The sequence below is a fragment of the Enterococcus sp. DIV1368b genome, assembly GCF_050529595.1.
Taxonomy (GTDB): domain Bacteria; phylum Bacillota; class Bacilli; order Lactobacillales; family Enterococcaceae; genus Enterococcus_B; species Enterococcus_B mundtii.
Genome location: NZ_CP172883.1, coordinates 2,981,817 through 2,994,271 on the forward strand (window position 1 = coordinate 2,981,817; position 12,455 = coordinate 2,994,271).

Here is a 12,455-nt window from a genome sequence, read left to right on the forward strand (position 1 = left end):
TCAAATCTTTCGCTATCCATAAGCTGAATAGTGAGTTGATTTTATAGTTTTTGCTCGTCACGAATACGCGACTCTAATTCTTGTTGTGCACGGTCTTTTTGCGCACGACGTTCTTCGTCTTCCATACGTAGACGTTCACGTTTTAATTCAGGATGTGGATCACTGATCACATTTCCTGCTTCGATTTCTTCTAAAGCTTGTCCAACACTTTTGACAGAATCAAATGAATCCATTGTTGGTTGTGCTTTTGCGTCTAATTCATGTGCACGTTTACTTGCTAAGATCACTAGAGAATATTTTGAATTCACGCGATCTAATAATGAGTCGATTGAAGGCTTTAACATCATAAGACTACATCTCCTTTAACATTTTGATATATTTTCCGATGACACGATCGACACGGAAATGTTCACTTGCAATAATATCTTTGATTCGGTTGACCGCTAATGGAACTTCATCATTAACAACAGCATAGTCATACAGTGCCATCATCTCGATTTCTTCCTTAGCGACTTTCATTCGTTCTTCGATTACTTCATCTGCATCTGTCCCACGCCCAACGATTCGTGATTTCAATTCAGCTAAATCTGGGGGCGTCAGGAAAATAAATACGCCGTCAGGTACTTTTTCTTTTACTTGTTGTGCACCTTGGACTTCAATTTCAAGAAAAACGTCTTTTCCTTCGTCTAAGGTTTTGTTGACATACGATAGTGGTGTACCATAATAATTCCCGACATATTCTGCATATTCCAACATTTCGCCTTCAGCGATCATTTGTTCAAATTCTTCGCGGCTTCGGAAATAGTAGTCGACTCCTTCAACTTCTCCTTCACGCATCTTGCGTGTCGTCATCGAAATCGAATATTGGAAATCATTATCCTCACTCTCAAAAATTGCTTTTCGCACTGTGCCTTTTCCCACACCCGATGGACCAGACAACACGATTAATAATCCACGCTCTGACATGACGACGTCCTTTCAACTAGTCTTTTTTATACTATTGCTTATTTTGCACTTTTTTCTTGCAACTTTCAAGGCTATTTTTTTATTATAGCTAGAAAACCTAGAAAAAGCTAGTCTACTTCCCACTAAAGAGTCCGAGACAAAAGTAAAATTTACTTTTGTTGTATACCTAAAAAACGAATAAACGGCGGGAACAGGAGTAACCTCTTTGGAAATAAGACGGAATCCTGCCTAACGGACAGGTCATCGATCAGACAGGCTGGACACTTATTCAATATTTTGGATTTGCTCACGGATTTTTTCTAAAATCGTTTTAGACTGAACAACATGGTTTTTGATTTCGATCGCGCTTGATTTTGAGCCGATCGTATTGATTTCGCGATTCATCTCTTGTAAAAGGAAATCTAGTTCTCTACCGATGGGATAATCTGCTTCAAGTAGCTCTTCCAATTTCTGCGTATGGATGATTAAACGGTCGATTTCTTCATGGATATCGCCACGCTCTAAAAGAATCGCTATTTCGGTCAATAAACGATCTCGCTCAACTTCTGTACCAAGAAAAGCTTCTAATTTTTCTTGGTATCTCGTCTGAAATTCTTGCTCGTAAATCTCGACAAAGCTAGCTAATCCAGCAATATTTTGTTTTAATTCTGCGGTTTGTTGAAGTAAAACGTTCGCCAAAGCTTGGCCTTCTATACTCCGACTTTCTTCGATTGAACGAAGTGCCGTTTGCATCGTTTCTTTCGCTAATTGTGCAAGTAATTCTTGATCCTCTTCCGTTGCTTCAGCAATTGTCACAAACTCTTCGTTTAGTGCAAAACGTTCGATCAGTTTACCGATCGACAATGCGTTCGCTTCGCCATACCTTTCTTTAATACCGGTAGTCATCTGTGTATAGAGCGTATCGATCAGTTGCCAATTGATCGTCACTTTTTTATCTTGTTCACCTAAATATGTTAGGTTGATAAAGACATCGACACGTCCTCGACTTAACTTCGTTTTGATCAATTGTCTCAGTTCATTCTCAACAAAGCCTAATACTTTAGGGCTACGTATCTGGATATCTAAAAACCGTTGATTGACGCTTTTGATCTCGATTTCAAGTTGATAGTTCTTTTTTTCGCGGATGGCATTGCCAAAGCCAGTCATGCTCTTCATGCGACAGAGTCCTTTCTTTTACATATTTTTAATTGCTTTTTGTAACTCTTCAAACTCTTCGTTCGTTAATGTTAGTCCCTTACCCATTTTTTCATGGTCCGGTGCCCAATCCCGCAAGTCAAATTTCGGTGGTCTACCATTCCAACTCACTAAGTTCAATTCTTTGCGCCATCCTTTATTGTTTTCAGATAATACTGCAATTTCTTCTACGATCTCATATGAGAATTCTTGTGCCATTTTTGTTCCTCCTTTATATGATAAAGATAGAGATACATCAGAGTTTCTACTGTATCTGCATTGAGTTGTCGTTGTAAGCGATCACGCTTTTTTTCTTTCACGTATTGGTAGATCGCGTGTTCCTTCATTACGTGTATTTTAGCATTTCGCTCCAGTTTTCGAAACTTCAACCATTCGCTGGCGTTTAATTGACCGACCTTTTTTAAAAATGCTTCATCGATTTTACTTTCTTGGCAAATGATTGGTAACATTTCTTCGACGGTATACACTTTATTCGGTAAGATCAATTTTTGTTTCGCTAGTAGCTCAAGCATCGCCAATCCGCATGTTTCACTTGTGACCCTGTCTTTATATACATTACGCAAGTCCCGCCAGAATTTTTCTTTGTAAAAAAAGGATACGTCTAAATCAAGTGTTTCGACTAAGAAACGTAAGAAACGTCGCCAATAACGTTCAGCTGGCTTTGCGGTTTCAAACGTATACCAGTTTCCTTGATAGATCCCTAAACATTTTTTAGCCTCTAAATAACCTAATTGGATATTCAATTGGTTTCTTTGTCGCTCAAAAACTAAGAAACCACCTAAAGACCAGTTTGAACAACATTTCCAGGTCACCAAAGCATCAGGTTCCTTGTATTTTTTGGCTACACCAGGTCCTTGGACATCGACAATCAAGACTTCGGTTGCACCTTGTTGGATAGCAACATCTACTGGCACGTTATTTCGATAGCCACCATCAACATATTTTGATCCATCGATCTGGCGATAAGCCATGGCAGGATAAAAAGAAGCAGAGGCGAGGATCCAATCGGCGATCTCTGTTGGTTCTAATGCTTGCATCTTTGTAACTGTTTCTTGAAATTCTGGGATTTTAGTTGCGATTGTATAGAGTTGCGGTTTTTCTGTACATTTGATTTTTTCTGCATCTAGGTATTGCTCTAGTAACGCTTCCAACGGTGCAATCGAGGTTCCTCCTTCGACTACTGCACGACGTGTCATCAAGCTGGCTTCTTGGATATAACGTTGCCTCAAATCTTCTGATAAGGCAACCTCTGGTAAAGCCAATACTTGATTGGTTGATAGTTCCTGCCATAACTCAATGGCTTGTGCTAGTTGATCCTGAACGACTAAAGCCCCATTTAGCGCACCTACAGAAGTGCCAGTAACGAGTGAAATCTCTAGATTTTCTTCTTTCAATGCTTTCCAAACACCTATTTGATAAGCTCCATGCGCCCCGCCCCCACCTAAGACAAGCCCTGTATGATAGGAAAGTTCCTTCTCAAACGATTGCGTTCCCGAATAACCACTTCGGTGGAAAAGGTCGACCATGTTGGGTGAGATCGAATGATCAAAGCGGACGAGTCCGTATTTTTTGAAAAAATAACGACCCGTACTTTCTAACAATAGGAAAATATCGGACCACTGCCAATATTCTTCTTCAATCAACACGTTGGTATAGATCATTTTTTCATTCGTTATTTCTGCAGTAAAGTAAATGTTCAGCCTTTTCGATACGATCTTCCATGCCTGTTGTTTTTTTGCCTGTTGCCAAAAATGTTGCCGGCTTTCTTGATGTGTAGTAAAAAAACTAAAAACTTGTTTTGCTTGCTGCACTCGATTCTGCTGATAACGTTCCGACCAATAGACTTTTTGAACTTTCATAGACACCTCGTATTCTCTTTTTCTTTTATTATATCAGTAATCAGAAAAAAAGGGCGGGGTGAATAGTTATCCGATTCCAGTGTTATATATATATAAATTTTTACTCTATGTTCATCTTTTATTCATAAAAAAAAGTTGCTTTGTAATCGAATTTTAAAATAAAAGAAACAAGCTTTTTTTCAGTAAATGTTGTAAAATGAAAGGGATGAGATACAGGGGAGGAGGAGCATGATGAGTGATTCAGTATATGTACATATCGATACAACTAGTAACGCCGTTTTGACCAAAGGGCTGACTATCAATGATTTTTCAAATAGCATCGTGCATTTCCCTCAAAATCTACTTTTGTTGGACCCTTCCGCATCTGCTGGAGAATATGAATCACACACAGGCTTGAAGGTCATTCGTGGAACTGAGAATATCCAAAGATTTTTCCAAACCGTTCGTAGCCGTAACAATAATACGGATCTTAAATGGATCGATTTTACTGATTTGACGATGTTAAAAGAATTAAGTCCTTTAGAAATCTCAGAGTTGCTTTATTTTGGTCATATGAAAACACATCTCCATTCACCTTTTTTCTATAAATTACAAAATAACTTTGTTTATTTTGATTTGAGCGATCATCTAGGTAGAACCTATTATCGTTATTTAGATGAATTTTATCGGATTTTTGCCAACAAATTAAGCACGATCTTGGCGGGGAAAATCAACGAAAAAAAATCATTCTTTCGAAAAGAGATCCCCGTTGAAAAAATCAGTGTGGAGATACTGAAAAAGATGCGTAATTTGATGCAAGAAGGAATCATTTTTTCGTTTGATCAAGCAGGTTTGGTCGATGACAAGTATGAGATCCCGATTTATGTCATTGAAGATTACGTTTGGAAATTAAAAGGGACACGTTACTTGGAAGAAAAACCGGTAGCTGTTCTCGTCTATCATGCCACTCAACAACGTTGGCAACTAGACGGCAACGTTTCTGATTTTGTCTACAACACATTTGTATAATGACATTCAACTCCACTAAAAAAGCGTAAAGGTAGCTACCTTTACGCCTTTTTTTAATTTTTGCTTTTACGTACTTGCAATCCTTCTCCTTCAAATAAAGAAGGAACGGTCTGTTCAATACCTAGTAGGACAATAGTTGTTACAATCCCAGTAGCTAACCCACTAGCGCCATTCATGACTAAGGAGAACAACCATGGATTCATCCCCCATAGTGCGAAACTTCCCCAAAAAGCAACCCCAGCGACAAAATGCCAGAAATATCTGGCAGTCACACCAACGAATGTCGCTAAAATGATCGTTGAGGCCATTTTCTTACGATTGCCTTGCAGATAACTCTGCTGCATTCTTTGCGAAAAAATCCCTGCAACGCCAGCAAACGTGAACGCGATCGGATACTCGATCAATACTTGGATGACACTCAAATAATAGACAGTTCCCATGGGAAAATGAAGGATTCCCCACAGAAAAGCCGATCCCATACCAGCTTTCCAACCCCTTCTTAAGGCAAATAAAGTTAAAGGGATTTGTCCGAGCGAGATTGCAAAACTACTACCGATTTGTAGAGGAATCATCGACAATACTAAAGATAATGCTGCGACGATCGTTCCCTCGATCCAGACACGATGATTCTTATTCATAAAAAAGCTTCCTCCTTTATAATTGGACATCACAAAGGAGGAAGCAAGTTTGTTTTTTTACAAACAGCTTCGTGCTTTCACACTAGCTATTCATTCACAATTCCTACGCTCGCATAACCGAAACAGGTACGAAGGGTTTAGAATATATTCAGTCTCAGCCCAAAATGGACTCCCCTTTGTGATTGTAATTATTTAGTTTTTATTTTCCTTTATCTTTTTGTTTCAAATAAAGGACTAACTGGTTTGTTTTCATGGATACGTTTGATTGCGTCACCCATCAAGCCACCAACGCTTACTTCGTCAATCTTATCAATTTTGCGATCTTCTGGCAAATAGATTGAATCCGTTACAACTAAGCGCTCGATTGCAGAGTCTTCGATTCTTTGTAAAGCAGGTCCTGACAGTACAGGATGTGTACATGAAGCATAAACGCTCACTGCTCCAGCTTCTTTCAACGCATTGGCAGCCAATGTGATCGTTCCAGCTGTATCGATCATGTCATCGATCAAGACACACGTTTTGCCTTCTACTTGACCAATGATATTCATCACTTCTGCCACGTTTGCTTTTGGACGGCGTTTATCAATGATTGCAATTGGTGCTTTTAAAAATTCAGCCAATTTGCGTGCACGAGTAACACCACCATGGTCAGGTGAAACAACGACAACATCATCGCCTTGAATCCCTTTTTCTAAGAAGTAATTCGCAATCAGTGGTGCGCCCATCAAATGGTCGACCGGAATATCAAAGAAACCTTGGATTTGGACTGCGTGCAAGTCAAGTGTCAACATTCTTGTTGCTCCAGCTTTTTGGATCATATTTGCCACTAATTTTGCAGTGATTGGTTCACGCGCGCGCGCTTTACGGTCTTGACGTGCGTAGCCGTAATACGGCATTACAACGTTGATCGTTTTGGCACTTGCACGCTTCAATGCATCGATCATGATCAACAGTTCCATCAGGTTATCATTTACCGGACTACTTGTTGATTGAATAACATATACGTGTGAACCACGGATACTTTCTTCGATATTGACTTGGATCTCACCATCACTAAATTGAGTGACGGATGATTTTCCTAATTCAACCCCAACAGCTGCAGCAATTTTTTCTGCCAATGGACGATTTGAGTTTAATGCAAATATTTTTAATCTTGGATCAAAGTAATGTTTGGACATGAGGACCTCCGCTTTCTTTTTCACAACTCTACTACCTAATAAATACTAGTCATATTTGCCGAATAAATCAAGTGATTTTGCAAAAAGTATCAATTTGAATATGGGAGTTTCTTCGCGTATCCTTCTTTATTGACTTGTCTAGCGCGTGCGATTGCCATCGCATGTTCAGGAACATCGTTAGTGATCGTCGAACCAGCAGCGATACATGTATTCTCTGCCACTTCCACTGGCGCCACAAGATTCGCATTTGACCCAATAAAACTATGGTCACCGACTGTTGTATGATGTTTTGCTTTTCCGTCATAATTGACAAAGACGACACCACACCCCACATTGATTTCTTCACCTAGTGTGGCATCCCCGACATACGTCAAGTGACCAACTTTTGTGTTTTTGCCTATTTTCGCATTTTTCACTTCTACAAAGTTGCCGATATGGACGCCTTCTGCAATTTCTGCTTTTGGACGTAAATGGGCATACGGTCCTACATCTGCTTTACTTTTGACAACACTGTGTTCGATCACTGAGTTTTCGATGACTACTTGGTCACCGATCTTGCTGTCAACAATACGTGAATGTGCACCAATAAAACAATCTTCGCCAATTTCTGTTTCCCCTTGGATCTGAACGCCCGCTTCGATCACTGTATCTGAACCAATCACAACATCTGCATCAATATACGTAGTTGCAGGATCAACAAAGCTAACGCCATTGACCATATGTTTTTTGTTGATTCTTTGGCGCATCAACTCGTTTGCTTTTGCTAGTGCCATACGATCATTGACACCCATACACTCATCGAAATCTTCCGTCTGATACGCAGCAACTGGATTTCCAGCATCTTTCAGGATCTCAACGATGTCTGTTAAATAATACTCGCCTTGTGCATTGTCGGTTCCTACTTTATCCAATGCTTCAAATAACGCTTTGTTATCGAAACAGTAAGTTCCTGTATTGATTTCTTGAACTAACGCTTCTTCTGGAGAAGCATCTTTTTGCTCAACGATTTTTTCAACGATTCCTACATGGTCACGAATGATTCTGCCATAACCTGTCGGATCTTCTGCTTGTGCAGTCAAAATCGTGGCACTTGCATTTTTCCCTTGATGGTATTCAAACAAGTTGTTCAACGTCTCAGTTGTCAACAAAGGGGTGTCACCACTAATGACTAACGTCGTGCCTTCCTTGCCTGCTAAAAATGAGGCTGCTTGTAGTACCGCATGACCCGTCCCAAGTTGTTCAGCTTGTAACGCATACTCGCTGCGCTCGCCTAACTGAGCTTTGACTTTCTCTGCACCGTGACCAACGATCGTCACGATTTGATCAGGGTTTGTCTCACTTACACGGTTGATGATATGTTCGACCATCGGTTTTCCAGAAACAGGGTGTAGGACCTTGTATAGTTTTGATTTCATGCGAGTACCTTTACCCGCGGCTAATATGATTGCATAACGTGCATCCAAATATGTCACTCCTAAATTACGATTTATTATTTTTAGTTTAGCCCAGTCGCTCTTTTTTTTCAACTAAACGTTCATTTTAGCAACCAGGACGCAAAAAAAAGGGCTCTATAATTTATGGGACTGATGAATCAAAATTGATTCTTCAGTCCCATTTTCATTTTAGGTATTAAAAAACATATCGTTCTCTAGTATGATTAAATCACCACAAAATAAACAACTGAGAGGACGATATGCTATATGAATGATTCTATCAAAAAAATGCTGAGATTAATAGATAAAGATTTGATGATTACTGAGATCTCTTACGAGATCTTTCATCAGGAAAAGACATTGGTCATTAATGCCATTCTCTCACCTGATCCTCGTACCTGTAGAAGTTGTGGTTCTACTGTGGTAGATGGAAACGGGAAAGCAATTGTGGTGAAAAATGGGAAGAAGGAAATCATTGTCCGCTTTGAACAATACAATCATATGCCAATGGTTATGCGCTTAAAAAAGCAACGCTATACCTGTAAAAACTGTCGAACCCATTGGACTGCTCAAAGCTATTTTGTCCGCCCAAGATATTCAATTGCGGAACATGTCAGATATAAAATTGCTTCTTTACTGACTGAAAAAGTCTCTTTATCTTTTATTGCGAAAAGCTGTCAGGTATCTTTGACTACCGTTATTCGTACATTGAAAGAGTTTAAAAGCTATTTACCAAAGCCCACTAAGAGGATTCTCCCCAAAGTATTGATGGTTGATGAATTTCGTTCGCACACTTCCATAGAAGATAAAATGAGCTTTATTTGCGCAGATGGAGAAACAGGTAATTTAATTGATATCTTACCTACGCGTAAATTACCTCGATTAACAAACTATTTCTTGGGCTGCACCAATCCAGAAGAAGTAAAATTCTTAGTCACAGACATGAACGCCGCCTACTTCCAGCTCACCAAACGCGTTCTGCCAAATGCGAAAGTAGTGATTGATCGGTTTCATATTGTCAAACACATGAATCAAGCTTTCAATGAGTTGCGTATCCGTGAAATGAATGAACTGCGTAAAGCAGGACAGAAAAGCCATGCAGAAAAACTGAAAAAGAACTGGCGCTTTCTGCTAAAAAATCGTGCAAACATTAACCACTATGAATATAAAACATGGAAAAGTTTCCGAGCACCTAAATACCCATTTCTTACTGAAGCAATGCTGATTGATCGATTGCTTAGCTTTTCTACGTCCCTAAAGGAGGCGTATCCCTTTTTCCATGAGTTAGTTGAAGCTTTTCGAGACAAAGACCCTGACTTGTTTTTCTCCTTATTGGCAGAACTTCCCGAAACGTTAGATGACGGCTTTCGTGAGAAACTTCAAAACCTTCTGACCTACCAAGAAGGCATCGCCAATGCGATGATTTATCCATACTCCAATGGAAAAATAGAAGCAAAGAATACCCACATAAAAACAATGAAACGAGTATCCTACGGATTTAAATCATTTGAGAACATGAAAATTAGAATCTTTTTGACCAATCAATTAATCAAAGTTAGATAACAAAAAATCTGAGCCAGAATGAGGTTCATTCTGACCCAGATTTAATTTTTCGCAACTCATCAGTCCTTATTGACAAAGAGCCAAAAAAAGAAGAGACATCATCCATCGCCTCTTCTTTTTCCATAGCACCGCTATGTTCGTTGTTTTATTCTTCGAAATAGTTACCTGGTACTACAGTGATATTTTTCGTTTTTGTATCCACATCTTTGACGTAAAGTAGTGACGTGTAGTCATTGATTGCGCGATGTCCGTTGAATTTTGATTCCGCAAACACAGTGATACCGACAAGCTCAGATTCAAATTCTTCAATCAAGCTCTTCATTCCGTTCACTGTTCCGCCGCCTTTCATAAAGTCATCGACGACAAGCACGCGAGAACCACGTTTCAAACTTCTTTTTGATAGCTCCATTTTTTCGATCCGTTCCGATGAACCTGAAACATAGTTCACACTCACTGTAGAACCTTCTGTGATCTTAGAGTCACGACGTACGATGACAAACGGTGCGTTCAAGTAATAGGAAACGGCTTGAGCGATAGGCACCCCTTTTGTGGCTACAGTCATTACAGCATCGATTTTTTCTCCTAAATATTTTGAGGCAATGATTTTCCCTACTTGACGTAATAGCTCAGGTTCTCCTAATAGATCAGATAAGTAAACATAGCCTCCAGGGAGTAAACGGTCTTGTTCAGACAAGCGCTCAGCTAGCGATTCAACATATTTCTTTGCTTCTTCGTAGGAAATCTCCGGAATGAATAGAACACCTCCGGCTGCGCCAGGGATTGTTTCAAGCGTTCCGTAACCTCTTTCTTTAAATGTTTTTTTGATGATCCCCAAATCTTCACTGATCGAAGATTTAGCAGATTCATAACGTTCGGCAAAGCTTGTTAATGAAATCAATTCATGCGGATGATCTAATAAATACTGTGTCATATCGACAAGACGCTCACTGCGACGTACTTTCAAAAATTCCAGCTCCTTTTTCCAACAAATTTTATCGTGTTTCATTATATAAGTTTTTTCGGGAAAATTCGAGCATTTTATCCAAAATTAAGAAAATAGTTCGGTATTTATAAAAAAACAGGTAGCTATTTAAGACATTTGTTTGTCCCAAATAACTACCTGTTTTTCAAATAGTAATCTATTTTTTCCTTCTAATTCCTAATAAAATACGTTTACTCAAGTTGACTAATAAGAATAAAAAGATAAATACTAACGTGATAGTTGCCCCTGGAGGTGTATCCAAGTAAAACGAACTAGTCAACCCAGAAAGCATACCAATAAAACCAACGATGATACTAATCAATATGACAATATTGAAGCTTTTCCCTAAACGCATCCCGATTGCTGCTGGTAAAACCATAATAGCAGAAATCAGCAACGCGCCTGCTATCGGGATCATAACAGCGATTGCTACCCCAGTAATGATATTGAACATCATTGACATCCAACGAACCGGCAGTCCATCGACATGAGCGGTGTCTTCATCAAAGGTCAACACGTACATCGGACGTTTGAATAAGAAAAACAAAAGACCGATCACTGCAAACAAAATACCTAGGAATAGAACTTGTGGCCAAGTGATCGTCACAATCGATCCAAATAAATAAGATTGGATGCTCGTGGCAGAATTACCCCCACTCAAATTCATCAAAACTAATGCAAGCGCAAGTCCTCCTGCCATTAAGATCGCAATGGAAATCTCTGAATACGTACGATACATCGAACGTAGGTATTCTAAAATGATTGCAGCGATAACGACTACCACCATTGTGGTCATCGTTGGATTGAGATTGAGGAAAAATCCTAAGGCTACCCCTGCTAAAGAAACATGAGACAGTGTATCTGCCATCAACGATTGCCGACGTATCACTAAGAATACTCCTAACATCGGTGCGATTCCTGCAATAAAGATCGCAGCAAGAAATGCCCGCCTCATGAATTCATATGAAAGCAACGCCATTGAGAATCCTCCTTTCTCACTAAACGGATTTGTCGATCCGCATATTGTTTGATGTCTTCGTGATCATGAGTGATCATCAATACAGCTTTACCATGGTCGTGTGCGCTATGGCGCAACAAACGATAAAATTCATTTCGTGATTCTTCATCCATTCCAGTAGTTGGTTCATCAAGTACAAATAAATCTGGATCAGTCGCAAAAATACGTGCTAAACTGATTCGTTGCTTTTGACCACCAGACAGCTCACCGATCCGACGATGACGCATATCCCACATACCAACAGATTCTAAGGCACGCTTGACATGCTCATGGTCTTTTTCGCTTAACCGTTTGAACCAACGACCTCTCGGATATCTGCCAGAACGTACTAATTCTAAGACTGTACTAGGAAAACCCGCATTAAAGGAAGAAACTTGTTGTGGAATGTACCCGATACTTAATTTGTCTCCTTCTTGATTTTTTCCTGCAATTTTTATGGTCCCTTTAGAGGGTTTCAATAGCCCCAAAGAAGCTTTGATCAATGTAGATTTTGCCGCTCCGTTTTCACCAGTCAAAATCACAAATTCACCGGCATCTACATGATAAGAAACTCCTTCTAACACAGGTTCTTCATCATAATAGAAAGTAAGATCGGCTATTTCGATATAACGCACAT

Annotated in this window: 13 protein-coding genes and 1 riboswitch; of the genes, 2 read left to right on the forward strand and 11 right to left on the reverse strand. The window is 39.5% G+C overall.

What is annotated here, in order from left to right:
- Positions 1 to 41: 41 nt before the first annotated feature.
- The 5 genes from rpoZ to IGJ19_RS13730 all read right to left on the reverse strand — a co-directional run bounded on the left by rpoZ (position 42) and on the right by IGJ19_RS13730 (position 4,019).
- The gene (gene rpoZ / locus IGJ19_RS13710; RefSeq protein WP_010734097.1) at positions 42 to 347 is read right to left on the reverse strand and encodes a DNA-directed RNA polymerase subunit omega; all 306 of its coding nucleotides are present in this window, start codon (positions 345 to 347) and stop codon (positions 42 to 44) included.
- A gap of 4 nt (positions 348 to 351) precedes the next feature.
- Positions 352 to 966 (reverse strand): guanylate kinase, encoded by a 615-nt coding sequence (gmk, locus tag IGJ19_RS13715; RefSeq protein WP_034688579.1) that lies wholly within the window; start codon positions 964 to 966, stop codon positions 352 to 354.
- A 264-nt stretch (positions 967 to 1,230) separates the two neighbouring features.
- Positions 1,231 to 2,121, reverse strand: a complete 891-nt coding sequence (locus tag IGJ19_RS13720) for a YicC/YloC family endoribonuclease (RefSeq protein WP_074801781.1) — start codon at positions 2,119 to 2,121, stop codon at positions 1,231 to 1,233.
- Between the two features lie 18 nt (positions 2,122 to 2,139).
- The gene (locus tag IGJ19_RS13725; protein WP_019722353.1) at positions 2,140 to 2,358 is read right to left on the reverse strand and encodes a YdbC family protein; all 219 of its coding nucleotides are present in this window, start codon (positions 2,356 to 2,358) and stop codon (positions 2,140 to 2,142) included.
- Positions 2,328 to 4,019, reverse strand: coding sequence for a patatin-like phospholipase family protein (locus IGJ19_RS13730; protein WP_142433061.1), 1,692 nt, complete (start codon positions 4,017 to 4,019; stop codon positions 2,328 to 2,330). Before IGJ19_RS13730 ends, IGJ19_RS13725 begins: the two co-directional genes overlap by 31 nt.
- A gap of 231 nt (positions 4,020 to 4,250) precedes the next feature.
- Between IGJ19_RS13730 and IGJ19_RS13735 the strand changes: the two genes are divergently transcribed.
- The gene (locus IGJ19_RS13735; RefSeq protein ID WP_071866542.1) at positions 4,251 to 5,027 is read left to right on the forward strand and encodes a hypothetical protein; all 777 of its coding nucleotides are present in this window, start codon (positions 4,251 to 4,253) and stop codon (positions 5,025 to 5,027) included.
- A 53-nt stretch (positions 5,028 to 5,080) separates the two neighbouring features.
- Here the strand turns inward: IGJ19_RS13735 and thiT are convergent, their stop codons facing one another.
- From thiT to glmU, 3 genes are all read right to left on the reverse strand, one after another.
- Entirely contained in the window at positions 5,081 to 5,665 is a 585-nt protein-coding gene (gene thiT / locus IGJ19_RS13740) for an energy-coupled thiamine transporter ThiT (RefSeq protein ID WP_071866541.1), read from the reverse strand.
- A gap of 83 nt (positions 5,666 to 5,748) precedes the next feature.
- Positions 5,749 to 5,851, reverse strand: a riboswitch (TPP riboswitch).
- 23 nt (positions 5,852 to 5,874) lie between these two features.
- The gene (locus IGJ19_RS13745; protein WP_019722356.1) at positions 5,875 to 6,843 is read right to left on the reverse strand and encodes a ribose-phosphate diphosphokinase; all 969 of its coding nucleotides are present in this window, start codon (positions 6,841 to 6,843) and stop codon (positions 5,875 to 5,877) included.
- A gap of 89 nt (positions 6,844 to 6,932) precedes the next feature.
- Positions 6,933 to 8,306 carry a bifunctional UDP-N-acetylglucosamine diphosphorylase/glucosamine-1-phosphate N-acetyltransferase GlmU gene (gene glmU / locus IGJ19_RS13750; protein WP_074801778.1) on the reverse strand — a complete coding sequence of 458 codons (1,374 nt, stop codon included), beginning with the start codon at positions 8,304 to 8,306 and terminating at the stop codon, positions 6,933 to 6,935.
- 237 nt (positions 8,307 to 8,543) lie between these two features.
- On the opposite strand from glmU, the gene IGJ19_RS13755 reads away from it, so the two are divergent.
- Positions 8,544 to 9,839, forward strand: a complete 1,296-nt coding sequence (locus IGJ19_RS13755; RefSeq protein WP_430604220.1) for an ISL3 family transposase — start codon at positions 8,544 to 8,546, stop codon at positions 9,837 to 9,839.
- A 145-nt stretch (positions 9,840 to 9,984) separates the two neighbouring features.
- Here the strand turns inward: IGJ19_RS13755 and purR are convergent, their stop codons facing one another.
- The 3 genes from purR to IGJ19_RS13770 form a co-directional block, all read right to left on the reverse strand.
- A complete protein-coding gene (gene purR, locus IGJ19_RS13760; protein ID WP_010734088.1) occupies positions 9,985 to 10,803 on the reverse strand; it encodes a pur operon repressor in 819 nt (272 codons plus the stop codon).
- Positions 10,804 to 10,978: 175 nt separating this feature from the next.
- Positions 10,979 to 11,800: a metal ABC transporter permease gene (locus IGJ19_RS13765; protein ID WP_019722358.1), complete on the reverse strand. Its 822-nt coding sequence runs from the start codon at positions 11,798 to 11,800 to the stop codon at positions 10,979 to 10,981.
- Positions 11,773 to 12,453 (reverse strand): metal ABC transporter ATP-binding protein, encoded by a 681-nt coding sequence (locus IGJ19_RS13770; RefSeq protein WP_074801775.1) that lies wholly within the window; start codon positions 12,451 to 12,453, stop codon positions 11,773 to 11,775. Before IGJ19_RS13770 ends, IGJ19_RS13765 begins: the two co-directional genes overlap by 28 nt.
- Positions 12,454 to 12,455: the final 2 nt, after the last annotated feature.

Excerpts from the sequence above, each read along its gene's own strand:
- rpoZ (WP_010734097.1), bottom strand. The coding sequence starts at position 347 with ATGATGTTAAAGCCTTCAATCGACTCATTATTAGATCGCGTGAATTCA.
- gmk (WP_034688579.1), bottom strand. The coding sequence starts at position 966 with ATGTCAGAGCGTGGATTATTAATCGTGTTGTCTGGTCCATCGGGTGTG.
- IGJ19_RS13720 (WP_074801781.1), bottom strand. The coding sequence starts at position 2,121 with ATGAAGAGCATGACTGGCTTTGGCAATGCCATCCGCGAAAAAAAGAAC.
- IGJ19_RS13725 (WP_019722353.1), bottom strand. The coding sequence starts at position 2,358 with ATGGCACAAGAATTCTCATATGAGATCGTAGAAGAAATTGCAGTATTA.
- IGJ19_RS13730 (WP_142433061.1), bottom strand. The coding sequence starts at position 4,019 with ATGAAAGTTCAAAAAGTCTATTGGTCGGAACGTTATCAGCAGAATCGA.
- IGJ19_RS13735 (WP_071866542.1), top strand. The coding sequence starts at position 4,251 with ATGAGTGATTCAGTATATGTACATATCGATACAACTAGTAACGCCGTT.
- thiT (WP_071866541.1), bottom strand. The coding sequence starts at position 5,665 with ATGAATAAGAATCATCGTGTCTGGATCGAGGGAACGATCGTCGCAGCA.
- IGJ19_RS13745 (WP_019722356.1), bottom strand. The coding sequence starts at position 6,843 with ATGTCCAAACATTACTTTGATCCAAGATTAAAAATATTTGCATTAAAC.
- IGJ19_RS13755 (WP_430604220.1), top strand. The coding sequence starts at position 8,544 with ATGAATGATTCTATCAAAAAAATGCTGAGATTAATAGATAAAGATTTG.
- IGJ19_RS13765 (WP_019722358.1), bottom strand. The coding sequence starts at position 11,800 with ATGGCGTTGCTTTCATATGAATTCATGAGGCGGGCATTTCTTGCTGCG.